The sequence below is a fragment of the Mycolicibacterium iranicum genome (genome assembly GCF_002101705.1).
In the GTDB taxonomy this organism is placed as follows: Bacteria; Actinomycetota; Actinomycetes; order Mycobacteriales; family Mycobacteriaceae; genus Mycobacterium; species Mycobacterium iranicum.
On record NZ_LQPC01000047.1, the window covers coordinates 168848 to 192272 of the forward strand.

The 23425-nt window shown below is 66.1% G+C and carries 25 protein-coding genes; 15 read left to right on the forward strand and 10 right to left on the reverse strand.

The window, feature by feature from the left end; translation table 11 throughout:
• Window positions 1–3 precede the first annotated feature (3 nt).
• Window positions 4–378 (forward strand): YchJ family protein, encoded by a 375-nt coding sequence (locus AWC12_RS21985; RefSeq protein ID WP_085176942.1) that lies wholly within the window; start codon window positions 4–6, stop codon window positions 376–378.
• 55 nt (window positions 379–433) lie between these two features.
• Here AWC12_RS21985 and ald read toward each other — a convergent pair whose 3' ends face one another.
• Window positions 434–1549, reverse strand: a complete 1116-nt coding sequence (ald, locus tag AWC12_RS21990; protein WP_085177381.1) for an alanine dehydrogenase — start codon at window positions 1547–1549, stop codon at window positions 434–436.
• A gap of 93 nt (window positions 1550–1642) precedes the next feature.
• On the opposite strand from ald, the gene aldR reads away from it, so the two are divergent.
• Window positions 1643–2158 (forward strand): HTH-type transcriptional regulator AldR, encoded by a 516-nt coding sequence (gene aldR / locus AWC12_RS21995; RefSeq protein WP_085176944.1) that lies wholly within the window; start codon window positions 1643–1645, stop codon window positions 2156–2158.
• Here the strand turns inward: aldR and AWC12_RS22000 are convergent, their stop codons facing one another.
• The gene (locus AWC12_RS22000) at window positions 2159–2533 is read right to left on the reverse strand and encodes a hypothetical protein (RefSeq protein WP_420087731.1); all 375 of its coding nucleotides are present in this window, start codon (window positions 2531–2533) and stop codon (window positions 2159–2161) included. It abuts the gene before it with no gap.
• A gap of 28 nt (window positions 2534–2561) precedes the next feature.
• Window positions 2562–4040 carry an HNH endonuclease signature motif containing protein gene (locus AWC12_RS22005; protein ID WP_085176948.1) on the reverse strand — a complete coding sequence of 493 codons (1479 nt, stop codon included), beginning with the start codon at window positions 4038–4040 and terminating at the stop codon, window positions 2562–2564.
• 126 nt (window positions 4041–4166) lie between these two features.
• On the opposite strand from AWC12_RS22005, the gene dapB reads away from it, so the two are divergent.
• The 3 genes from dapB to AWC12_RS22020 are packed head-to-tail and all read left to right on the forward strand — an operon-like array spanning window position 4167 to window position 5820.
• Complete coding sequence (gene dapB, locus AWC12_RS22010) at window positions 4167–4904, forward strand: 4-hydroxy-tetrahydrodipicolinate reductase (RefSeq protein WP_085176950.1); 738 nt, start codon at window positions 4167–4169, stop codon at window positions 4902–4904.
• Window positions 4901–5368: a hypothetical protein gene (locus AWC12_RS22015; protein WP_085176952.1), complete on the forward strand. Its 468-nt coding sequence runs from the start codon at window positions 4901–4903 to the stop codon at window positions 5366–5368. The genes dapB and AWC12_RS22015 overlap by 4 nt, the downstream gene beginning before the upstream one ends.
• Window positions 5365–5820 (forward strand): flavodoxin family protein, encoded by a 456-nt coding sequence (locus AWC12_RS22020; RefSeq protein WP_085176954.1) that lies wholly within the window; start codon window positions 5365–5367, stop codon window positions 5818–5820. The genes AWC12_RS22015 and AWC12_RS22020 overlap by 4 nt, the downstream gene beginning before the upstream one ends.
• Window positions 5821–6028: 208 nt before the next feature.
• On the opposite strand, the gene AWC12_RS22025 is transcribed toward AWC12_RS22020, so the two are convergent.
• Window positions 6029–6556 carry an ester cyclase gene (locus AWC12_RS22025; protein WP_085176956.1) on the reverse strand — a complete coding sequence of 176 codons (528 nt, stop codon included), beginning with the start codon at window positions 6554–6556 and terminating at the stop codon, window positions 6029–6031.
• Between the two features lie 314 nt (window positions 6557–6870).
• Between AWC12_RS22025 and AWC12_RS22030 the strand changes: the two genes are divergently transcribed.
• Complete coding sequence (locus AWC12_RS22030) at window positions 6871–7332, forward strand: hypothetical protein (protein ID WP_085176958.1); 462 nt, start codon at window positions 6871–6873, stop codon at window positions 7330–7332.
• A gap of 21 nt (window positions 7333–7353) precedes the next feature.
• On the opposite strand, the gene AWC12_RS22035 is transcribed toward AWC12_RS22030, so the two are convergent.
• Window positions 7354–8091: a dienelactone hydrolase family protein gene (locus AWC12_RS22035; RefSeq protein WP_085176960.1), complete on the reverse strand. Its 738-nt coding sequence runs from the start codon at window positions 8089–8091 to the stop codon at window positions 7354–7356.
• 42 nt (window positions 8092–8133) lie between these two features.
• On the opposite strand from AWC12_RS22035, the gene AWC12_RS22040 reads away from it, so the two are divergent.
• Genes AWC12_RS22040 through AWC12_RS22075 form a run of 8 tightly spaced genes read left to right on the forward strand, consistent with a single transcriptional unit; the run spans window position 8134 to window position 16122 of the window.
• On the forward strand, window positions 8134–8934 hold the full coding sequence (locus tag AWC12_RS22040) for a thymidylate synthase (RefSeq protein ID WP_085176962.1): 801 nt from the start codon (window positions 8134–8136) through the stop codon (window positions 8932–8934).
• Entirely contained in the window at window positions 8931–9413 is a 483-nt protein-coding gene (locus AWC12_RS22045; RefSeq protein ID WP_085176964.1) for a dihydrofolate reductase, read from the forward strand. Before AWC12_RS22040 ends, AWC12_RS22045 begins: the two co-directional genes overlap by 4 nt.
• Window positions 9410–10624: a winged helix-turn-helix domain-containing protein gene (locus tag AWC12_RS22050; protein WP_085176966.1), complete on the forward strand. Its 1215-nt coding sequence runs from the start codon at window positions 9410–9412 to the stop codon at window positions 10622–10624. Before AWC12_RS22045 ends, AWC12_RS22050 begins: the two co-directional genes overlap by 4 nt.
• Window positions 10625–10628: 4 nt before the next feature.
• Window positions 10629–11525, forward strand: a complete 897-nt coding sequence (locus tag AWC12_RS22055; protein ID WP_085176968.1) for a haloalkane dehalogenase — start codon at window positions 10629–10631, stop codon at window positions 11523–11525.
• A 39-nt stretch (window positions 11526–11564) separates the two neighbouring features.
• Complete coding sequence (locus tag AWC12_RS22060; protein WP_234814114.1) at window positions 11565–12683, forward strand: GGDEF domain-containing protein; 1119 nt, start codon at window positions 11565–11567, stop codon at window positions 12681–12683.
• A 45-nt stretch (window positions 12684–12728) separates the two neighbouring features.
• Window positions 12729–13481, forward strand: coding sequence for an FAD-dependent thymidylate synthase (gene thyX, locus AWC12_RS22065; RefSeq protein WP_085176972.1), 753 nt, complete (start codon window positions 12729–12731; stop codon window positions 13479–13481).
• Between the two features lie 45 nt (window positions 13482–13526).
• Window positions 13527–14435, forward strand: coding sequence for a 4-hydroxy-tetrahydrodipicolinate synthase (gene dapA, locus AWC12_RS22070; protein ID WP_207576465.1), 909 nt, complete (start codon window positions 13527–13529; stop codon window positions 14433–14435).
• A gap of 10 nt (window positions 14436–14445) precedes the next feature.
• Window positions 14446–16122: a ribonuclease J gene (locus AWC12_RS22075; RefSeq protein WP_085176974.1), complete on the forward strand. Its 1677-nt coding sequence runs from the start codon at window positions 14446–14448 to the stop codon at window positions 16120–16122.
• 388 nt (window positions 16123–16510) lie between these two features.
• On the opposite strand, the gene AWC12_RS22080 is transcribed toward AWC12_RS22075, so the two are convergent.
• From AWC12_RS22080 to AWC12_RS22095, 4 genes are all read right to left on the reverse strand, one after another.
• Window positions 16511–17173 (reverse strand): response regulator transcription factor, encoded by a 663-nt coding sequence (locus AWC12_RS22080; protein ID WP_085177385.1) that lies wholly within the window; start codon window positions 17171–17173, stop codon window positions 16511–16513.
• A gap of 431 nt (window positions 17174–17604) precedes the next feature.
• Complete coding sequence (locus AWC12_RS22085; protein ID WP_085176976.1) at window positions 17605–18477, reverse strand: SAM-dependent methyltransferase; 873 nt, start codon at window positions 18475–18477, stop codon at window positions 17605–17607.
• Window positions 18474–19292 (reverse strand): mycofactocin-coupled SDR family oxidoreductase, encoded by an 819-nt coding sequence (locus tag AWC12_RS22090; RefSeq protein WP_085176978.1) that lies wholly within the window; start codon window positions 19290–19292, stop codon window positions 18474–18476. Before AWC12_RS22090 ends, AWC12_RS22085 begins: the two co-directional genes overlap by 4 nt.
• A 13-nt stretch (window positions 19293–19305) precedes the next feature.
• Window positions 19306–19620, reverse strand: a complete 315-nt coding sequence (locus AWC12_RS22095) for a putative quinol monooxygenase (RefSeq protein ID WP_064282545.1) — start codon at window positions 19618–19620, stop codon at window positions 19306–19308.
• A 180-nt stretch (window positions 19621–19800) separates the two neighbouring features.
• Between AWC12_RS22095 and AWC12_RS22100 the strand changes: the two genes are divergently transcribed.
• Window positions 19801–22329: an FtsK/SpoIIIE family DNA translocase gene (locus AWC12_RS22100; protein WP_085176980.1), complete on the forward strand. Its 2529-nt coding sequence runs from the start codon at window positions 19801–19803 to the stop codon at window positions 22327–22329.
• On the opposite strand, the gene AWC12_RS22105 is transcribed toward AWC12_RS22100, so the two are convergent.
• Window positions 22330–23388 (reverse strand): class I SAM-dependent methyltransferase, encoded by a 1059-nt coding sequence (locus tag AWC12_RS22105; protein WP_085176982.1) that lies wholly within the window; start codon window positions 23386–23388, stop codon window positions 22330–22332.
• Between the last annotated feature and the right edge of the window lie 37 nt (window positions 23389–23425).

A 23425-nucleotide genomic window follows, 5' to 3' on the forward strand; every position in this document is an offset into this window, starting at 1 on the left:
GGCATGCGCTCCGACGAACCTTGTCCCTGCGGCACCGGCCATCGGTTCGGCGTGTGCTGTCTGCCGCTGCTCGTCGGAGAACGCCAAGCCGAGACCGCTGAGGTGCTCATGCGCTCGCGCTACAGCGCGTATGTCGTCGGTGACTCTGAATACCTGTGGCGGACATGGCATCCGCGGACACGCCCCGCCGACGTCGCGGAGTTCACGGTCACGTGGACGCGCCTGGAGGTCGTCCATTGCGTGGACGGTCGACGTGGGGACGATTCAGGCGAGGTCGAATTTCGCGCCCACCACAGGGCGGGCGTGCTGCACGAACGGTCCAGGTTCGCCGTGCGTGGCGGACGCTGGTTTTACGTCGACGGCGACCTGCTCGACTGAGTCCTCATCGCCCGGTCGGCGTCGTCGACACCGACCGGGCGAAAGAGGAAGGTTGTCAGGCCAGAAGGTCGGCCGGGTCCGTGTAGGGCAAGCCCAGATCGGTGGCCACCTGCTCGGACAGCAGTGCGCCTTCGTGTGTCGAAAGCCCCTTCGACAGTGCGGCATCGGCGCGGCAGGCGTCCTGCCAGCCCTTGCCCGCCAGCTTCAGCACGTAGGGCAGCGTGGCGTTGGTCAGCGCGTAGGTCGAGGTGCGGGGCACCGCGCCCGGCATGTTCGCGACGCAGTAGAACACGGTGTCGTGCACCGCGAACGTCGGGTCGTCGTGCGTAGTCGGGCGGGAATCTTCGAAGCAACCGCCCTGGTCGATCGCGATGTCGACGAGCACGGCTCCCGACTTCATGGCTGCCACAGTCGAATTGGTGACCAGCTTGGGCGCCTTCGCGCCCGGCACCAGTACCGCACCGATGACGAGGTCGGCGCCCTTGACGGCATCCTCGAGGTCGAGCATCGACGAGTAGCGCGTCTCGATGCTTCCGTTGAACTCGTTGTCGATCTTGCGCAGCGTGTTGATGTTGACGTCGAAGACGTTGACGTGTGCGCCCATGCCCTTGGCGATGCGCGCGGCGTTGTAGCCGGCGACGCCGCCGCCGATGACGACGACCTCGGCGGGGGCGACTCCGGGGACACCTCCCATGAGGACGCCGCGGCCACCGTGGCTACGCATCAGGTGATATGCGCCGACCTGAGCGGAGAGCCTGCCGGCCACCTCGCTCATCGGGGCCAGCAGCGGGAGGGCGCCGTCGGCGGTCTGCACCGTCTCGTAGGCGATCGACGTGGTGCCCGACGCCATGAGAGCGTCGGTGCACGGCTTGGACGCGGCCAGGTGAAGGTAGGTGAAGAGCGTCTGGCCTTTGCGCATCTTCGTGTACTCGGGCTCGATCGGCTCCTTGACCTTGAGCAGCAGCTCGGCCTCGGCCCACACTTCGTCGGCCCCGTTGACCATCTGGGCGCCGGCACGCTTGAAGTCGGCGTCCGAGATGGCGGAGCCGTCGCCCGCGCCGGCCTGGATGAGCACTTCGTGCCCTCGCTGCACCAGCTCGGCGACACCGGATGGGGTGATCGCGACTCGGAATTCGTTGTTCTTGATCTCGGTCGGGATACCGACGCGCATGATCACTCCTCGTTAGGCATTTGGTTCTCACAATTGTGAAGAAACATCGAAATGAAGGCAATAACCATGAGGATAATTCCGTAGAGTGCACATATGAAAGAAGAATCATCGGAATATGGCGAGGCTCGGACGGCTCGTCCGAAGGATGTTCGGAGCGTCGCGATCGATGACGTCGACCGGCGCATTCTCACTGCCCTGCATGCTGATGCGCGTATGTCGAACAGTGCGCTCGCCGATCTGATCGGGATCGCACCCTCGACGTGTCACGGCCGCGTGCGGCGCCTGCAGGAGGTCGGTGTGATCCGGGGCTTTTACGCCGACATCGATCCGGCGGCGATCGGGCTGACACTGCAGGCGATGATCTCGGTCAGCCTGCAGGCCAACTCGCGCGGCAAAATTCGGAGCTTCATCCAGACGATCCGGCGCAAGCCCCAGGTGATGGATGTCTATTTTCTGGCCGGCGCCGACGACTTCATCCTGCATGTCGCGGCTCGCGACACCGACGATCTGCGCGCGTTCGTCGTCGACAACCTCAACGCCGATGCCGACGTGGCGGGGACGCAGACGTCACTGATCTTCGAGCACCTGCGCGGTGCCTCGCCGCTGTGATCAGGCCGGCGTCAACGTGACGTTGTGGAGAGCGACGGCTACGTCGCTCGGCAGGATGTCCACGAAGGTGGGAGCGTTGCGCTGCGCGGGTCCCGTCGCGATGATGTTGGCAGGGAACGTGGGAGCGCAGGGAAAATTGTTGCAGCGGAACCAGATTCCCGGTGGGCTCTGGTAGGGCTGCATGCTGGGGGACTGGTCGACGCGGTAGCGGCCGGGAGGGATGTAGGTGGTCGCCCACCCGTCCCGAGGCTGGGTCGTCACCCCGAAAACGCCGTTGCTGCCATACGGCACAGCCTGTGCGGTCGGCGCGGTGAGTGCTACGCCCACAAGTGCGGACGCGGCCGTAGCGGCGAGCGTCAACGTTCGCCGATTCATGCAGCCCATCCCTTGAGGCTAGACGGCGCTACGGCTCGTCGTCCTGGTCTTCGGGGAGTAGGTAGCGTTCGGGGTGGTGGTAGCCGTTGGTGCGGTGTTGGCCGGTGTCGAGGTCGGGTGGGGGCAGCCATTCGGTCTGGCCTTTGGTGTTCTTGCGGGTGCGCCAGTCGGTGTTGTCGAGCATGCGGTGGTCGGCTCCGCAGGCCAGGGTGAAGTCATCGACATTGGACTGGCCGCCGTTCTTCCAGTCTGTGACGGCGTGGTGCAGCTGACACCAGTAGCCCGGCGCCGCGCAGCCCGGCCGGGTACAGCCGCGGTCGCGGGCGTGGGCCACGATCCGCTGCGCTGGGTTGGCCAGTCGTTTGGTGCGACCCAGATACAGACTCTCGCTGGTGTGCTTGTCATACACGTACAGGTAGTGAAAAGCGTTGGTGGCCAGCCGGATCAGATCCCGCATCGGCAACAAGGTGCCGCCGCCGGTGACCGCGACGCCGGCACCTTTCTCGAGGTCTTGCAGTGTCGTGGAGACGATGACGGTGACTGGCAGGCCGTTGTGGGTGCCCAGCTGACCGGATTCCAGCGCTCGGAAGGTCATCGCTTCGAGGGCGTCGTGGTTGCGCTGCGCCTGGGTGCGCGGATCCGAGCTGCGCGCCTCGGGGCGCGGATCGTGATCAGCGACCGCCGCGTCGGCATCGACGGTCTCATTGTCAGACGACACGGCCTCGACCGGCTCGTCAGCGACCGCGGGCCCGCCTGCGGCTGCCTCAGCGGTCGACACGGCTTCGGCGGGCTCGTTGAGTTCGTAGTCGGGGATGTTGTGTCCGGGGGCGGCGTCTTTGGCCCACACCGCCTCCACAGCGGCACGGAACGTCGCCGTCACCCAGCCGCTGAGAAAGCTGGAACCATCGGCTTGTTGACGCCCGAACCTGAGCCCGCGTGTGCGTTTACGGTCCTTCTCGGAGGGCTGCGGCCCATCCTGGTCGATCTTGATCAGCAGATACCGCGCCGCGGCCGCCAGATTCTCTGGATCCAGCCCCCCACCCTGACGCGCCAACTCCGCATCGGCCTGGGCCCGCGTGCCGGCGTCCACCCAGGTGGGCAGCGCCTTGTGAAACTTCGCGATCACGCTCACGTGCTCTTCGTCGAGGAGCCCGTCGGCTTGGGCGGTGGCGGTCGCCTCCCACAGCGGCGCCAACGGCTCACCACTGAGCGAGCGGCGCGGCCCCAGCGTTTTGGCCCGCACCAATCGCCGCGCCGCCTCACGACCCGAGACCCGCAGCGCCGTGGTGAGCACCTTCTTCCACGTCGCTTCGCCCAGCCGGTGCGGCTCAGTCTCTGCCAGCAGCCGCGCCAGCACTTTGTGTTCAAGAGTCGGAACCGACCGCGTCACTGTCGCCAATTCGGCGAGCAGCCCGATCAGCTCCCGGTGCGACAACTCGTCACACGCCTTCGAGAGAACGGCGATCTGCTCACTCATCACCGCCACCGCGTCCGACACCACCTCCATACATCGAACACTAGTTCGATGATCCGACAAGAATGCGCCCGAATGTGACGAGAGAAACTCAAGTGACAGAAGAAAATTCAGAGGTCGGCGCGTCGGCGGTTGCAGGAGGCCCGATAAAGTGAGCCCATGCGAGTCGGAGTGCTGGGCGCCAAGGGCAAAGTGGGGGCGACGATGGTTGCCGGCGTCGAGAATGCCGATGACCTGACCTTCACCGCGGGAGTCGACGCCGGCGATTCACTGTCCGCTCTCGTGGACAGTGACACCGAGGCCGTCATCGACTTCACCCACCCCAGCGTCGTCATGGACAATCTGAAGTTCTTGATCGACAACGGAATTCATGCTGTTGTCGGGACCACGGGCTTCACCGACGAGCGGCTCGATCAGGTCAGGGAATGGCTTTCGGCCAAGCCGGATGTCTCGGTGCTCATCGCCCCGAACTTCGCGATCGGCGCCGTGCTGTCGATGCACTTCGCGCAGCAGGCCGCCAAGTACTTCGAGTCCGTCGAGGTGATCGAGCTGCATCACCCGCAAAAGGCCGATGCTCCGTCGGGTACTGCGGCACGCACCGCGCGGCTCATTGCGGAGGCGCGAAAAGGCATGCCGCCCAACCCCGATGCGACCACTACCGGACTCGACGGAGCCAGGGGGGCGAACGTCGACGGCATCCCGGTGCATTCGGTGCGCCTCGCCGGCCTCGTCGCACATCAGGAGGTTCTTTTCGGCACGCTCGGCGAGACGCTGACGATCCGTCACGACAGCATTGATCGCACCTCCTTCGTCCCCGGCGTCCTGCTCGCTGTGCGCAAGATCCGCGAAGTCCCCGGCCTCACGGTCGGTCTCGAGCCCCTTCTCGATCTGACATGAGCGACGGAGCGCGCGCACTTCGCATCCAGCTGCTCATCGGCTTCATGTGTGTCGCGCTCATCGTCTATTTCGTGTTGCTGGGACGCGCGGCCTTTGTCCTCATCGGTTCCGGCGAGGTCGCCCCGATCGGTCTCGGCTTGGCGATTCTCATCCTGCCCGGCATCGGCGTCTGGGTCCTTGTCGCGACGCTGCGCGCGGGTCTGGCGCACCAACGCCTGGCCCTCAAGGCCCGGGAGCGTGGCATGGAGCTCGACGTCAGCGACCTTCCGCGACGGGCATCCGGGCGCATCGAACGCGATGCCGCCGACGCGCTGTTCCACACGGTGCGCGACGAACTCGAGGCCGATCCCGACAACTGGCTGCGCTGGTATCGACTGGCCCGCGCCTACGACTATGCCGGCGACCGTTCGCGCGCCCGAGAGACGATGAAAAAGGCTGTACAGATGGAGGAATCGGCGCGATGAGCAAGACGCTGCTGATCGTCCACCACACCCCGTCCCCGCACTGTCACGAGATGTTCGAGGCGGTCGTCTCCGGTGCGACCGATCCCGACATCGACGGCGTCGACGTTCTCCGGCGACCGGCGCTGACCGTTTCACCGGCGGAGCTGCTGGCGGCCGACGGTTACGTTCTTGGCACACCGGCCAATCTCGGATACATCAGCGGCGCAATGAAACACGCGTTCGACTGCGCGTACTACCAGCTGCTCGACGCCACTCGGGGTAGGCCTTTCGGCGTCTACGTCCATGGCAACGAAGGAACCGAAGGCGCTGAGCGAGCCCTCGCCGGAATCACGGGCGGCCTGGGCTGGGAGCAGGCCGCCGAGACGGTGACGGTGTCGGGAAAGCCCACGAAAGACGACCTCGAGGCCTGCTGGAATCTCGGGGCGACGGTCGCGGCTGGGCTGATGACCTGACCGGGTAGGCGGTTTCCGCGGTTCCCTGCGTGTCTGTAGGGAACTATTGGAGCTCGCAATTGCGGGTGCCGAGGTCGAGATGGTCGTCGGCGACGTCTCGCTGGAGCAGGACGCCCGCCGCATGACCGCGGCCGTCTCCGAACATTTCGACGGGCGCGGAATGTTTCTGACGTGCAAGTTCGCCGTCGAAGCGATGGTGGCCCGCGCCTCAGCTCGTGGAACGATGACGACGGGCACGCATCGCCGCCCGCAGGCCCGTCACCGGATGACTGAGAAGGGTCACCATCTTTCCGGGAACGGAATTGGGTTCGCGACCGACGCCGAGTTGGACGAACAGTGTCAACCGGTCGAAGTACACGCGCTCGCAGATCAGATCAGCACCGTCGAACTCGAATACGGTGACGATCGGCAGGTTCAGGCGCCGACCGGTGGGCGGCAGTCCGCGAAACGGCCCCCGGTGCGTCCCGCGCACCACCGTCTCGAAAATCACCCGGTTTCCTTGGTGGCCGAAAGAGTCGGGTGCGATGTCGAAATGCATGTCCGGAAACGCGGTGAACAGCTCACGATATGAATCGGCGACTGCGGCCCGCCCGTCCGCCACGTCGTCGCCGGGCATCTCGGTGCGCTCGAAACCCGGTCTGAAAGTGGCAAGAGTCGCGGCGATGTCGTGCCGATTCTCCGCGTTGAGGTGCGCAAGTACCGTCACTCCGCGCAGCTCGCGCAGAGGTATGTCCATTCTTGATGATCTGGTCACGAATAATCCCCCCGCGATGCCAAGCCAACTTTGAGAGGCTGACGTCGTTGACCAAAGCGTAGATTACGAGCGCCGAAAACGGAGCCGACTGCGTACTTTCGGGGGAAAAGATGGGCACCACATTGCCGAGGGGATGCCTTTTTCGCTTTCACGGAAATCTGTATCGGCGATGAGATCGCGCATGGCGCTGACGTTTTCACCATCCATGGTGGTAATACGGTGTGGGTGCGTACCCATCCCGACGCCTGCTTGATCGAGCAAATATTCGGGACGAAGTAGCTGACGAAGGAGTCGTGATGCCCGGTATCGCCGAACTCGCCCTTGCCGGTGCGCCGATCGCGGGAGGCGCACTGCTCGGCATCGCGGCGGGAAACCTCAGGCCTCCCGATGTGCGCGGCATGTTCGCCAAAGACATGGATCTGCTGGATCGACTCCCCGAGGATCAGGTCGAGCGCCGCGCCGAGCTGCAGCGGGTGATCGATCTGCGCATCGATTCATTGATTGCCGCTGTCGACAAGAACCGGGAGATGCGCGAACTCGCGGCGTCATATCAGGGAAACTGGCGCGACATCGTGGTCTTCATCTGCGCGATCCTGTTCACCATCATCTGGTGGAACGTAGAACACAGTCGGGCCAACTGGCTGCTGATGTTCATCGTGCTCATCGTGCTCAGCATCCTCGCCGGTGTCTACGCTGCGCGGGGAATCCTGCGAGGCGTAGCCGCCGTCTTGCATGCGCGTCGCCGCACCACACCCTGAAGCGTTGCGGCGTAAAGACTTTCAGCGAAGGTGTGCGCCGAAGAACGACTCCGTGGCCTCCCAGTGCCGTGCCGCTGCTGCTTCGTCGTACGGCCCGTTGTCGGGCACGGCGAAACCGTGTTCTGCCGGGTACCACTCGATGGTGTGCTCGACGCCGGCCGCGGTGAGCGCCTTCTCGAGGGTCTCGCCGTTCTCGGTGGTGAACGACCGGTCGTTGCGGGCAGCGCCGACATAGACGGCCGCCCGGATCTTGTCGGCCAGCAGGTGGGGGCTCCCCGGGTCGTCGGAGGCCAGTCCGCCGCCGTGGAACGACATCGCCGCCGCGACACGCTCCGGGACCCGACCCGCCACCACCAGCGAGGTGCGCCCGCCCATGCAGTATCCCGTCGTTCCGAACGTCTCTCCGGTGACCTCGGTCCGGCTGGACAGGTAGTCGAAGAACGCCGTCGCATCCGAGGCCATGCGTTCAGGGGTGACGTCGGACATCATCCGGAACAGGCGCTTGCGTTCGGCGTCGTCGGAGAACACGGTCGCCATCGTGAACGGCTCCCAGTCGCCCTCGCGGTAGTACACGTCGGGTACCAGCACCGCATAGCCATAGGCGGCGAGTTGGTCGGCCATCGCGCGCACGGTGGTCCGCGCACCGCCGGCGTCGGGGTACATGACGATGCCCGGCCAGGGGCCCTCGCCATCGGGGGTGTGCAGGCTGACGGGGCAGGAACCGTCGGGGGTCGTCACGGTGTCGGTGATCCTCGGCATGGGATCCGTTCTACTCCGCATCGCTGGACGTAAGCTAAGCGCGTGCCGATCGCCACCCCGTACGAGGATCTGCTCCGTCTCGTGCTCGACACCGGGGTCCCCAAATCGGATCGCACCGGCACGGGCACCCGGAGTGTGTTCGGCCATCAGCTGCGGTACGACCTGAACGCCGGTTTCCCGCTCATCACCACCAAGAAGGTGCACACTAAGTCCATCATCTACGAGCTGCTGTGGTTCCTGCGCGGCGACTCCAATGTGCGGTGGCTGCAGGAGCACGGTGTCACGATCTGGGATGAATGGGCCTCTCCGACAGGCGATCTCGGACCCGTCTACGGCGTGCAGTGGCGGTCGTGGCCGACGCCGTCCGGTGAGCACATCGACCAGATCAGCGCGGCGCTGGAGTTGCTGCGCACCGATCCAGACAGCCGGCGCAACATCGTCTCGGCATGGAACGTCGGCGAGATCCCGCAGATGGCGCTGCCGCCGTGCCATGCGTTTTTCCAGTTCTACGTCGCGGGGGGTCGCCTCAGCTGCCAGCTGTACCAGCGCAGCGCCGACCTCTTTCTCGGTGTTCCGTTCAACATCGCGAGCTACGCGCTGCTCACCCACATGATGGCCGCCCAGGCGGGTCTCGGCGTGGGGGAGTTCATCTGGACCGGCGGCGACTGCCACATCTACGACAACCATGTCGAGCAGGTCACCGAACAACTGTCCCGCGAACCGCGGCCCTATCCGGAACTTGTTCTGGGTCAACGTGATTCGATCTTCGACTACACCTATGAGGACATCGTCATCAAGAACTACGAACCGTACCCGGCCATCAAGGCCCCGGTGGCAGTGTGACGGAACTTTCCCTGATCTGGGCGCAGTCCAGCTCCGGCGTGATCGGGCGCGACAACGGCATCCCGTGGCACGTGCCCGAGGACATGGCCCGCTTCAAGGAACTCACGATGGGCCACACCGTGATCATGGGCAGGCAGACGTGGGAATCTTTGCCCGCGAAATTCCGCCCGCTGCCGGGACGCAGAAATGTCGTACTCACCCGGCAGGCTGATTACATGGCAGACGGAGCGGAGGTGGTCACGTCCCTTGAGGACGCGCCACTGGACGACGCGTGGGTGATCGGCGGCTCGCAGGTCTACGGGCTGGCCCTACCGCTGGCGACACGGTGTGAGGTCACCGAGATCGACCTCGACCTGCACAGGCAGGACGAGGACGCACTGGCACCGCTTCTCGACGAGGCGTGGGTGGGCACCGAGGGGGACTGGCACGACAGCTCCTCGGGGCTGCGGTACAAGTTCTACAGCTACCTGAGGAAATGAGGCTCACCGCTGCGCAGGCGCGGCGGGTCGCGGTCTCGGCGCAGGGCTTCCACGAAGCGAAATCGGCGGGCGTCGTCACGCGTGCGCATCTGAAACGGCTGATCGCCCGCCTGCAGGTGCTGCAGCTCGACTCGGTGTCGGTGTCGGTCCGCGCCCATTACGCACCCGTCTTCAGCCGGCTCGGCGCCTACGACCGAGACCTCGTCGACCGCGCCGCGTGGAGCCACTCGAAGAAGTCACCGCGGCTGCTCGTCGAATATTGGGCCCACGAGGCGGCGCTGATGGCCGTGGACGACTGGCCACTGCTGCGATGGCGGATGCGGGAGTACCAGCATGGCCGGTGGGGCGTCGAGATCGTCAAGAAGAACGCCAAGCTCGCCGAAGACATCGTCGCCGCGATCGGCCACCTCGGTCCGTCCACGGCGGGCCAGATCGAGGCCTATCTGGAGTCGGAGCCGCGGGGACGCAAGGGTCCCTGGTGGGATCGCAGCGACACCAAGTGGGTCGCCGAGGCGCTGTGGTCGGCGGGCGTGCTCACCACGGCCACGCGGGTCGGGTTCGCCCGGCACTACGACCTGACCGAACGGGTGCTGCCCGCCGAGGTGATCGAGCGCCAGGTCGACGAGGCCGATGCCGTCCGCGAGCTCACGCTTCGCGCCGCGACGGCACTCGGCGTCGCCACCGAGGCTGATCTGCGCGACTACTTCCGGCTGAGCGCGCGGCAGGTCAAACCGGCCATCGCCGACCTGATCGCCGAAGGGGAGATCGAACAGGTCGACGTCGACGGCTGGTCGGCGCCCGCATACCTGCGCGCGGGCCAGATCGTGCCGCGCCGAGACCGCGGCACCGCGCTGCTGTGCCCGTTCGACCCGCTGATCTTCTTCAGGCCGCGCGTCGAGCGGCTGTTCGGCGGCTTCCATTACCGCATCGAGATCTACACACCGCAGCCCAAGCGCCAGTTCGGCTATTACGTCTGGCCATTTCTGCTCGACGGCGACCTGGTCGGCCGAGTTGACCTCAAAGCCGACCGGGCCGCCGGGGCGCTCAACGTCGTGGGTGCTTTCACCGAGAAGGGACGGGACCGCAAGCACATCGCCGGCGAACTCGCCGTCCAGCTGCAGGCAATGGCGCAATGGCTCGGGCTGTCGGATGTCGTGGTGGGCGAGCGAGGCGATTTGGTCACCCAGCTGCGCTCCGCCTTGGTTAGGTGAGCGCATGGACGTACTGCGCACCCCCGACGAGTGCTTCGCCGACCTCCCGGATTTCCCGTTCACACCCCACTACGTCGAGGTCGACGGCCTCCGCATGCACTACCTCGACGAAGGGCCCGCCGACGCGCCGGTCGTGCTGCTGCTGCACGGCGAGCCGTCCTGGAGCTACCTGTACCGCTGGATGATCCCGGTGCTGGTCGACGCCGGTCTGCGTGCCGTCGCGATCGACCTCGTCGGGTTCGGCCGCAGCGACAAGCCGACCCACCGCGAGGACTACACGTATCAGGCCCACGTCGACTGGACGTGGGCGGCGATCGAGGCGATCGGGCTGACCGGCATCACGCTGGTGTGCCAGGACTGGGGCGGCCTCATCGGCCTGCGGCTCGTCGGCGAACATCCCGACCGTTTCGCACGCGTGGTCGCCGCCAACACCACCCTCCCGACCGGGGATCAGCATCCCGGTGAGGCCTTCCTGGCGTGGCAGCGATTCAGCCAGGAGACCCCCGACTTCGCCGTCGGCAACATCGTCAACGGCGGGTGCGTCTCCACGCTGCCCGCCGACGTGATCGCCGCCTACGACGCGCCGTTTCCCGACGACTCCTACAAGGCAGGCGCACGGCAGTTCCCGACGCTGGTGCCGACCAGCCCCGACGATCCCGCGGCACCGGCGAACAGGGCGGCCTGGGAAGGGCTGCGGCGGTTCGACAAGCCGTTCCTGTGCGCCTTCTCCGATTCCGACCCGATCACCCGAGGTGCGGATGCGGCCCTGCGCAAGTTCATTCCCGGCGCGCAGGGGCAACCCGAGGTGACCATCGCCGGCGGTGGGCACTTTCTCCAGGAGGACAAGGGCCGTGAACTCGCGGCCGTCGTCGTCGACTTCATCAACGCCAACCCGGCGTGACGTTCCTGCCATCTGGGTGCAGACTGCAATCTTGACGCGGTGACATATCGCGTCACCGGATTGCGAGAATGTGGCGTGCTTGGTTGGTGGTGGCAGCAGACGGACCAGTTCGACTGGTTCAGCTCCTATCTGCGTGACCGTGACCTGCAGAAGTTGTGGCGCGTGGCCACCGGGGTCTTCACGCTGCTTCTCGGCGCCGTTCCCGTCATGATGGTTGCCAGCCCTGCGGGGCCTCGCGGGCCGGAGGCAATCGGTGCCGCGATCGCTGCCTCGCTGTTGGCGTTCGCCGCCGCGATGCTGTGGCTCCTTCGCTGGCCGACCCGCCGTCAGTCCTTGACATATATCGCCGTCTGCGGAGCGTGCATCGCGACGGGCTGCCTTGTCGTCCCCGACCCGTACGGCGGACTGATGGGCGCCACGATGTTCGCGGCGATCGGCGGGTTCATCGCGTACTTCCACGCCATCGCGCACGTGATGGCCAACTTTCTGCTGGCAGTTGTCATCGCGGGGATCACCGCCACGAGGTGGTTTGTCCAGACCGGCGACGGTTGGATGGTGGTCGCTTCGCTTCTGTTGGTGCTCGGTTTGAACATCGGTGTGCCGTTCGGAATCCACACGCTCGTGCACTCTTTGCACACGGATCTGCGCAATTCTGATCGGGACCCGCTCACCGGTCTTCTCAACCGACGGTCGTTCTACAACACCGTGCACGAACACGTAGTGGCCAAGCAGGAAGTGAACGTCGCCGTCAACGTGACGATGGTGGATCTGGACAAGTTCAAGCGTCTCAACGACAGCCAGGGCCACGCGGTGGGTGACGCGGCACTCGCCGGTGTCGCGACGGTGCTTGCAGAGTGCAGTGGGCCGGGCGCGGTGCTCGGCCGGCTCGGCGGCGAAGAGTTCGTCGTCGCCGACCTTGGCGCCGCGTCCCGGCACGTGTTCATTGCCGAACGCATCCGCGCGGGTATCGCGTCACTGCCCTTCGGGATCACCGGCAGCGTGGGAGTGTGCAGTGCGACCATCCCGGCCGGCATCGAGGTCGAGCACCCCGAATTCCTCGAGCGGCTGATCCACGTCGCCGACGCCGCAATGTATCTGGCGAAGCGTTCCGGCGGCGACCGCGTCGAGCACCGCTACCTTGACGGCGATCCGCGGTGAGTTCTGCAGCCGAACCGCCGGGCAGGTACACGTTAGGCTCGGCCGGTGGCCGAGATTGCGCCGCTGCGCGTGCAGCTGATCGCCAAGACGGAGTTCTCGGCGCCCCCGGACGTGCCGTGGAGCACTGACGCAGACGGTGGCGCCGCGCTGGTCGAGTTCGCTGGACGCGCCTGTTACCAGAGCTGGTCGAAACCCAATCCGCGCACCGCGACCAATGCCACATACCTGCGGCACATCATCGACGTGGGTCACTTTTCCGTGCTGGAGCACGCCTCGGTGTCCTTCTACATCAGCGGTGTGTCCAGGTCCTGCACTCACGAAGTGATCCGGCATCGGCACTTCTCGTACTCGCAGCTGTCCCAGCGCTACGTTCCGGAAGACGATTCGCAGGTCGTCGTGCCTCCGGGCATCGAGGACGACCCCGAACTGTTGAACGATTTCCTCGACGCCGCCGACGCCAGCCGCGCCGCGTACATCGAACTGCTTACCCGGCTGGAAGCGAAGCTGGCCGACTCGGCCAATGCGACGCTGCGGCGTAAGCAGGCCCGCCAGGCCGCGCGCGCCGTCTTGCCCAACGCCACCGAGACGCGGATCGTGGTCACCGGCAACTACCGGGCCTGGCGGCACTTCATCGCGATGCGAGCCAGCGAACACGCCGACGTCGAGATCCGGCGCCTGGCAATCGAATGCCTACGCCAACTGATCGATGTCGCGCCCCAGGTGTTCTCCGACTTCGAGATTATCGCGCTGGCCGACGGGACCGAGGTCGCGACCAGCCCGCTGGCAACCGAGGTCTGAGCCGGAAAGGCATTCGTGGCTCGCAAAGGCGACCAGGTAATCTTGGTGCCCGTGAGTACCGGCGGATTCGACGCGCAGGCCCGGTTGGGCACCCTGTTGACCGCAATGGCGACTCCGTTCAAGCGCGACGGCTCGCTCGATACCGAGACCGCGGCCCGGCTGGCCGTCCGCCTGGTCGACTCCGGATGCGACGGCCTGGTGGTTTCCGGCACCACCGGCGAATCACCGACCACCACCGATGACGAGAAGATCCGGCTGCTGCGGGTCGTCCTGGAAGCGGTCGGGGACCGGGCGAGGATCATCGCCGGGGCGGGCACCTACGACACCGCCCACAGTGCCCACCTGGCAAAGGCCTGTGCCGCCGAAGGCGCGCACGGCCTGCTGGTCGTCACCCCGTATTACTCACGGCCGCCGCAGGCTGGGCTTGTCGCGCATTTCACCACCGTGGCCGACGCGACCGACCTCCCCGTCGTCCTCTACGACATCCCGCCGCGCTCGGTGGTGCCGATCGAATGGGACACGATCCGCACCCTCGCCGAACACCCCAACATCGTCGCGATCAAAGACGCCAAGGGTGACCTGCACGGCGGGGGACAGATCATCGCCGAGACCGGCCTGGCGTACTACTCGGGTGACGACGCACTCAACCTTCCGTGGCTGGCGATGGGCGCTGTCGGGTTCATCAGCGTGTGGGGACATCTCGCGGCCGGTGCGCTGCGAGACATGTTGACGGCGTTTGCTTCTGGTGACGTCGCTACTGCACGCAAGATCAATGTGACGCTGGGACCCTTGAGCGCCGCCCAGTCCCGGTTGGGCGGCGTCACGCTCTCCAAGGAGGGCCTGCGGCTGCAGGGATTCGAGGCGGGCAACCCTCGTCTGCCGCAGATCCCCGCCACCGACGAGCAGATCGAGGCGCTGGCCGCCGACATGCGCGCCGCCGCGGTGCTGAGGTAGTGGTCCGCCAGTGGATTTGACGCACACTCCACCGGGACCGCTGGCCCCGGGCGGCCTGCGGATCACCGCACTGGGCGGCATCGGCGAAATCGGCCGCAACATGACGGTTTTCGAGCATCTGGGCCGGCTGCTCATCGTGGACTGCGGGGTGCTGTTCCCGACCCACGACGAGCCAGGCGTCGACCTCATCCTGCCGGACCTGCGCCACGTCCAGGGCCGTCTCGACGACGTCGAGGCGCTCGTCGTCACCCACGCGCACGAAGACCACATCGGTGCGATCCCGTTCCTGCTCAAGCAGCGTGCGGATCTTCCGATCGTCGGTTCGAAGTTCACGCTCGCCCTGGTCGCCGAGAAGTGCCGCGAACATCGGCTCAGCCCGAAGTTCGTCGAGGTGGCCGAGGGACAAAAGACCACCCACGGCGTCTTCGAATGCCAGTACTTCGCGGTCAACCACTCCATCCCCGGCTGCCTCGCGATCGGCATCCACACCGGCGCGGGCACGGTGCTGCACACCGGCGACATCAAGCTCGACCAGCTGCCTCCCGACGGCAGGCCCACCGATCTGCCCGGAATGTCACGCCTCGGAGATGCCGGTGTCGACCTGTTCCTCTGCGATTCGACGAACTCCGAGATCCCGGGCGTCGGACCGTCGGAGAGCGAGGTGGGCCCGGCGCTGCACCGGTTGATGCGCGGTGCCGACGGCCGGGTCATCGTGGCCTGCTTCGCATCGAATGTCGATCGCGTGCAGTCGATCATCGACGCCGCGGTCGCGCTCGGCCGGCGGGTTTCGTTCGTCGGGCGATCGATGGTGCGCAACATGGGCATCGCCCGTGAATTGGGCTATCTGAACGTCGCTGACGAGGATGTGCTCGACATCGCGGCCGCGGAGATGATGCCTGCCGATCAGGTCGTGCTCATCACCACGGGTACGCAGGGCGAGCCGATGGCAGCGCTGTCCCGGATGTCGCGGGGCGAGCATCGCAGCATCACGCTGACAGCAGGCGATCTGATCATCCTGTCGTCCTCGCTGATCCCGGGCAACGAAGAGGCGGTGTACGGGGTCATCGACTCGCTGGCCAAGATCGGTGCCCGGGTGGTCACCAATCAACAAGCGCGAGTACATGTCTCGGGACACGCGTACGCCGGCGAGCTGCTGTTCCTCTACAACGGGGTGCGGCCACGCAACGTGATGCCCGTGCACGGGACGTGGCGCATGCTGCGGGCCAACGCCGCGCTGGCCGCCAGGACCGGTGTGCCGGAAGACAACATCGTCCTCGCCGAGAACGGGGTCAGCGTCGACCTGGTGGCTGGACGTGTCGGCATCGCCGGTGCGGTTCCGGTCGGCAAGATGTTCGTCGATGGGCTGATCACCGGCGACGTCGGGGACGCGACGTTGGGGGAGCGGTTGATCCTGTCCTCGGGTTTCGTCGCTGTCACCGTGGTCGTCCGGCGTGGCACGGGAAAACCCGCCGGGCCTGCGCACCTGCATTCGCGTGGCTTCTCCGAAGACCCCAAGGCGCTTGAGCCTGTCGCCCGCAAGGTGGAGCAGGAACTGGAACACCTCGCATCGCAGAACGTCACCGATCCGACTCGTATCGCGCAGGGCGTGCGGCGCACCGTCGGCAAATGGGTGGGAGAGACCTACCGCCGGCAGCCGATGATCGTTCCGACGGTCATCGAGATCTGAACGACTGCCGTCTGCGGAAGCAATCGGCGCGCCGCGCTATCACGGTTACCCCTCGTGAACCATGGCGCGGCGGCCGCGGAGCACAAATTTAATCTCGTTGCTCCTCAATTATTATGCACAGCGTAAAGGCTTTGGCAATACGCGCGTACCAGAGAACTTCACGATCAAATATCGCTCTGCGTAAATTTGCCTCAGGTTGTTTCAGTGAAACCAAGAATTCGGTCAAGATCGGACATTCGCGCAGGTAGTTGATCTTCAAAAGAAAACCAGAGCATAGAAGAAAGGGATTGCTATTGAGTTACGCTACGACTCGTTTCATTTGATCGTTCGCACTGGCCAAAGCGCGTAGATCAATCAATATTTACATTGATGGTCAATTTGCTGACTGCTAGATGGCTTCCAGTCGATAGCCCACGCCGCGCAGGGTGACGAAGCGGTGGGTGCCCAGCTTGCGCCGCAGATAACGGACGTAGACGTCGACCACGTTGGACCCCGGTTCGTAGTCGTAGCCCCAGACCTGGGTCAACAACTGTTCGCGCGACAACACCAGGCCGGGATGGCGCAGGAAGGTTTCGGCCAACGCGAACTCTCGTGCGGACAAATCGACCCAGTAGTCGCCGACGTGAGCCCTGCGGCTGCGTAGATCCAGCCGTAGTCCGCCGTAGGACAGCGAGGCCGTCTCCGCGACCCGTTCCGGAGCGAGCCGCAGCCGTACCCGCGCGAGCAGTTCCTCGAAGCGGAATGGCTTGGGGAGGTAGTCATCCGCGCCTGCCTCGAGCGTGGCCACCGTGTCCGTCACGCTGGTGCGGGCGGTCAGGACCACGACGGGAAGTGTGCTGCCCTCGGCGCGGAGACGCCGAAGGACGGTGAACCCGTCCATCCCGGGAAGTCCGGTGTCGAGAACCATCAGATCGAAGTCGCCACTGCGTGCATAGGCGTAGGTAGACCGCCCGTCCGAGACGATGGTGACCGCGAACCCATTGGCGGACAGTCCTTTTCGTACGAACGACGAGATCCGCGACTCGTCCTCGGCGATCAGGATGGCTGCCATGGCGTCACTTCTGGCATTGGCGGGACGGCCGTGATGGACACCGTGGACGTCGAACCGCATTCCAGCGCCGGAACGAGCATCGCGTAACCCCCCGTGTGCGACGGCGGGGCCCGCACGATCGGCATGCCCGGACCCGCGCCGTCGAATTGCGCCCCTATTTGCTCGCCGCGGACGGACCAGCCAGAGATCCTGGCCCGGTTCTCGGGGCTCACGCCCCAACCGGAATTGACGCCCGGACCCTCAGCGAGCCGCCCGACAACTCTAATCCTACGCCCGTTCACCTGTGTGGCCTGGTAGAACGGCGTGCGCAGTCGAAGGGCCCAGCTATCGCCCTGGTGAGGGGTTGCGGATGCGGCACTGCTATTCCGATGGCGGAGGACTGCACCGCGAGATCACGCTCAGCGAGTTTGCGGGCGTTCCGGCGACATCTGTCAGCGGGCGGCCATGACCGTCCATTCGAGTGCCGACGCGGTGAGATCGCGTCCGGTGGGGCGGATGTAGGTGTCGCGGAAGTAGCTCGGCCCGGCCTGCTCGACCTCCCGCCAGCCGTACTCCGCGAGAAGTTCGCCGACGTGTTCGGGAACCAACCCGGATTTCCACACCTCGCGCCGCTTGCGGAACTTCCGGTACACCGACTCGGAGCCGTACAGGTTGGTGCCGTCGATGAAGTCCTGGCGGATATAGGTGAACACCAGCCTGCTGCCAGGGGCGGCGTCGCCGAGCTGTGTGAGGGTGGACCGCACCGCCTCAGGTGTCAGGTACTGCGTGACACCCTCCCAGATGAAAAACGTCCGCGCTTGCCGGTGATAGCCGCGCGCCTCCAGCGTCGGGATGAGCGCGTCGCGCTCGAAGTCGACGGGGACGAGATGCACCGACGGCGGAACCGAACCCAGCGCCCGTTGCAGCACAGCCGCTTTCAGTGTCGAATTGACCTGCTGGTCGACCTCGAAGACCGGCATGTCGCTGTGGCGGGCGATCCGGCAGGCGCGCGTGTCCAAGCCCGCGCCGAGCACGACAACGGTCTCGGTGTCGTTCAGCGGATCCGAGAGGCGTTCGTCGATGAAGCGTTTGCGGCAGGCGATGCTGGCCCACAGGCCGGGCCCCGACCGGTTGATGGCAGACACGGTTGCCCGCCGAAGCGTGTCCGAGCGTGTCGCGCGCACCAGGAAGCGAAATCTGCTGGGCAGGAATGACTCCGCGAGATCATCATCGACCAGGCGACGCGCGGCGGGCTCGTTGTGCTCGATGGCCGCCAGCACCATGGGCCCGAAGGCGGTCTGGGCGGCGGCGTTTCGAGAGGTCATCGTTTATTGATATACCCCGCGTCGACCGGGAGCGTGATCCCGGTGACGTAACGAGCGGCATCGGACACCAGCCAGAACACTGCGTTGGCGATGTCCTCGGGCTCCAGCGTCTGCACGGGCAGCGCGTTGCCCATGTCGGGGCCGCCCTCGCTCTGCTGCGCCATGCCATCCAGCCACGACCGGGTGAACTCGTTGTCGATCATGGGCGTGTTCACGCCGGCCGGGTGCACCGAGTTGACTCGAATGCTGTACTGGGCAAGGAAGTTGGCGTACACCCGCATGATTCCGACAATGCCGTGCTTGGCGGCGGCGTACCCCACGGAGCCTCCCACGGGGGCGCCGAGGCCGACCAGACCCGCGACCGAGCTGATGAGCACGATGGCTCCGCCGTTGCCGAACTTCACCATCGGCTTCATGGCGACGTCGATCGTGTTGTAGACGCCGGTGAGGTTCACGTCGATGACGTCCTGCCATGCGCTGTCGGCGGCCATGGGTGCGATGCCCGCGTTGGCGACCACGATGTCGAGACGGTTGCCGAGCTTCTCGGTCCCGTCCCTGACGGCGGCCTTGACGGCGTCGCGGTCGCGGACGTCGGCCTCATACGTGGCGATGCGCGCGCCCGTGTCCTCGACGAGCTTGACCGTCGCGGCCATGTCCTCGGCGGTGGCCAGCGGGTAGGGGACCGACTCGATCTGGGCGCAGAGATCCAGCGCGATGATGTCGGCGCCCTCCGCGGCGAGTTTGACGGCGTGCGCGCGACCTTGGCCGCGCGCGGCGCCGGTAATCAAAGCGACCTTGCCGGTGAGCTCACCCATGGTCAGCGAACCCCTAAGGACGCAGCTGGCCCTTGGCCGGGTCGCCGGCGACGACCGGCTGCATCACCTTGATGTCGGGAGCGCCGTCGAGGTGATCGCCGACGGTGCCGAAGAGCGTGGCGACCGCGGGCGCGGCGCTGTGCGCCTGCAGTGCGTCGGCGTCGGCCCACTGCTCGACGAACACGAAGGTGCCGTCGGACTCGTGCAGCGAGTAGAGCTGGCAGCCGGGCTCGTCGTGGACCGCTTCGATGGCCTGTGTGCAGGCATTGCGCACCGTGTCGACGGACTCGGGCTTGGCGGTCATGGTGGCGATGACGACGATCGGCATGCGGAACTCCTCGTTGAGCGGTACTGAACAGATGTCACCGTACTGTCTCCTGCCGCGTGTGTCGTCGGTGGGCGAATTGCGGGCCGTAGAGCCGCTACCGGTCCGATGCCCGGCTGACACCAAGCTGTGACCAGTGTGGCGCATGGTGCATCTGAGGTCACAGCGACTAGGCTGGACCCTATGGCGAGTAAGACCGCGGCCCGATCTTCTGCACGTCAGAGCAGGTCAAAGGCCCCAACGCGCGGCGGGAAACGGCCGGCGCGCGCCTCTGCGCCGGGCCGCAAGCCCGCCCGCCGAGGTCCGTCACCTGTCGCGTCGGCGGGCACAGCTGTCGGACGCGGGGTGCGGGCAGGCTGGCTCATGGTGGCCAAGGGCGCCGGAAGCACCGCCCGCTCGGTGGGTCGTGCACGCGAACTGGAGCCCGGACACCGTCGCGACGGCCTTGCCCTGGCCCTGCTCGGTCTGGCCGTCGTCGTGGCCGCGAGTTCCTGGTTCGACGCGGCGCGGCCGGTCGGCGCGTGGATCGACACGGTCGTGCGGGTCGTCATCGGCGCTGCCGTCGTGCTGGTGCCCCTCGTGCTGGCCGCAATCGGCGTCACCCTGATGCGTTCCGAGCCGGATCCCGAAGCCAGGCCCCGACTGATCCTCGGGTTCGCGATGATCGCGCTGCCGGCCCTCGGTCTCTGGCACCTGTGGTCGGGGTCGCCGGCGGACCCGATCGGTCGCCAGCACGCAGGCGGATTCGTCGGGTTCGTCATCGGTGGCCCGCTGTCGGACGGGCTGACCACGTGGATCGCGGCGCCGCTGCTGTTCATCGGTGTCCTCTTCGGTGTGTTGCTGGTGACGGGGACGACGATCCGCGAGGTGCCCGCGACCGTCCGTGACATGTTCACGACGCGCTGGAACCGCGAATACGACGACGAGTACGACGAATACGACGACGAGTACGACGAGAACGAGACATCCGAGGACTTCTCCGACGGGTACTACGACGGTGCACCTCTCGACGAAGCGGAGGCGTGGCCATCACCCACCCAGCCCACCGTGCCGCTGACGCGTCCCGACGGCCCTGTGGGCACGCCGATGGACAACTACCCGCTTGCCGAAGAAGACATCGCTCCCAAGGCCATCGAGTCGGCGGCCAAGTCGCGTAAGAAGACGCGCAAGGAGCCCAAGCTCGTCCTCGACCGTGTCGTGGACGGCCCCTACACGCTGCCGCCGCTCGACCTGCTCATCGCCGGCGATCCGCCGAAACGGCTGACATCGGCCAACCAGGCCATGACCGACGCGATCACGTCGGTGCTCGACCAGTTCAAGGTCGACGCCGCGGTCACCGGCTGCACGCGCGGACCGACCGTCACCCGTTACGAGGTCGAACTCGGCCCCGGCGTCAAGGTCGAGAAGATCACGGCGCTGCACCGCAACATTGCTTACGCGGTCGCGACCGAGAGCGTCCGCATGCTCGCCCCCATCCCCGGCAAGTCCGCCGTCGGCATCGAGGTGCCCAACACCGACCGTGAAATGGTGCGCCTGGCCGACGTGCTGACCGACCCTGTGGTGCGTTCCGATCACCATCCGCTGGTCATCGGCCTCGGCAAGGACATCGAGGGCGAGATGATCTCGGCGAATCTGGCGAAGATGCCGCACCTTCTGGTGGCCGGATCCACGGGCTCCGGCAAGTCCAGCTTCGTCAACTCGATGCTTGTCTCGCTGCTGGCCCGCGCCACCCCCGAAGAGGTCAGGATGATCCTGATCGATCCGAAGATGGTGGAACTGACGCCGTACGAAGGCATTCCGCACCTGATCACGCCGATCATCACCGAGCCGAAGAAGGCTGCCGCCGCGCTGGCGTGGCTGGTCGAGGAGATGGAGCAGCGCTACCAGGACATGCAGGCCTCGCGGGTGCGCCACATCGACGTGTTCAACGACAAGGTGCGCTCCGGTGAGATCACCGCACCGTTGGGCAGCAACCGCGAATACAAGCCGTACCCGTACATCCTGGCGATCGTCGACGAGCTCGCCGACCTGATGATGACCGCGCCCCGTGACGTCGAAGAGGCCATCGTGCGGATCACCCAAAAGGCCCGTGCCGCAGGCATTCACCTCGTTCTGGCGACCCAGCGGCCATCTGTTGACGTCGTCACCGGTCTGATCAAGACGAACGTGCCGTCGCGGCTGGCATTCGCCACGTCGTCGCTGACCGACAGCCGCGTCATCCTGGACCAGCCGGGCGCAGAGAAGCTGATCGGCATGGGCGACGGCCTGTTCCTGCCGATGGGCGCCAACAAGCCCATGCGCCTGCAGGGTGCGTTCATCACCGACGAGGAGATCCACGCGGTCGTCTCGGCGACCAAGGATCAGGCCGAGCCCGAGTTCGTCGAGGGCGTCACCGCCGTCAAGGCCGGCGAACGCAAGGATGTCGACCCCGATATCGGCGACGACATGGACGTGTTCCTGCAGGCCGTCGAACTGGTGGTGTCCAGCCAGTTCGGGTCGACGTCGATGCTGCAGCGCAAGTTGCGCGTCGGCTTCGCCAAGGCCGGCAGGTTGATGGACCTCATGGAGAACCGCGGCATCGTCGGCCCGTCGGAGGGCTCGAAGGCGCGCGAGGTGCTCGTCAAACCCGACGAGCTGGCCGGCACGCTGATGCTGATCCGCGGCGGAAGCGACGCGTCAGGCGACGACGTGGATGACGAACCGGACTTCTAGCTAGCTCTTCGTCGCGACATACATCGCCTGGCCGGGGATCCGGAGAATCCTGATCCGCCGGGGCGGTGCGCGGAATCCGGCATCGCGGAGCCAGCGGTACAACGTCTCGGGTGGGTGAATCTGCGCGCCGGAGCTGAGGTAGACGAACAGGCCGAGGACATTGGCCTGGGCCGAGGAGCGGTGACCGGGTTCGGCGAAAGCGTCCATCACGGCGAGCGTGCCGCCGGGCGCCAGGGCGTCGTGGACCTTGGCGAACAGATCGACGCTCTGCTCGGCGGTCAGGTGGTGCAACAGGTTGAAGCACAGCACCGTGTCGTACCCGTTGCCGTCGGGAGTAGGGGGTAGGTCGTCGGTCGTCGCGTCGCCGTCGCGGTGCTCGACACGGCCGGACATCCCTGCCGCCGCAATGATCTCGCGACCGATCGCCGCGCTGCCCGGCAGATCGAGCACCGTCGCGTGCAGGCCCGGGTGGCGACGGCACAGCTGCGCTGAATACCAGCCGTGCCCGCCTCCGATGTCCAGCAGTGATCGTGAGTCACGCGGCAGTGCAAGCTTTTTCGCCACCTCGCCGGCGGACAGGCGCGCCAGTTCCAGCTGCCCGTGGAGGTAGCGCCGCCAATACGGATCGCCGGGCGGGGCGTCGTGATGTCCGGCGGGCCGCCCTATGCGAGTCACCTGATCCAGGGTCGACCACCATGCCCAGTAATCCGCGGTGCCCGCCACGTAGCCCGCGACCGACAGCGCAGACCGTGGGTCCAACCAGCGGCGCGCCGAGCGGGTGAGCCGGTAGCGCCCGGCCCTGACGGTGACGTGTCGACCCGACCGCAAGCAGTCGAGGAGCAGCCGGGTCGGCACCGGATCGAGGTTCAGATCGGCGGCGAGTTCTTCGGCCGTCGAGGGCCGCTCAGCGAGCCGGGCGGTCATGCCCGTCTGCACGGCGGTGATGACCACCGCCGACAAAGCCATCCCACCCCAGGCTTCGGCGGCGGCGGTGGGGACCACGCCGGCTCGCAGCGCCAACCACTCAAGGGGATTGGCCCCGCGCAGAGCGAGCCTCACTTATCGGGCACTTCCGTCACCAAAATTTACTACCATG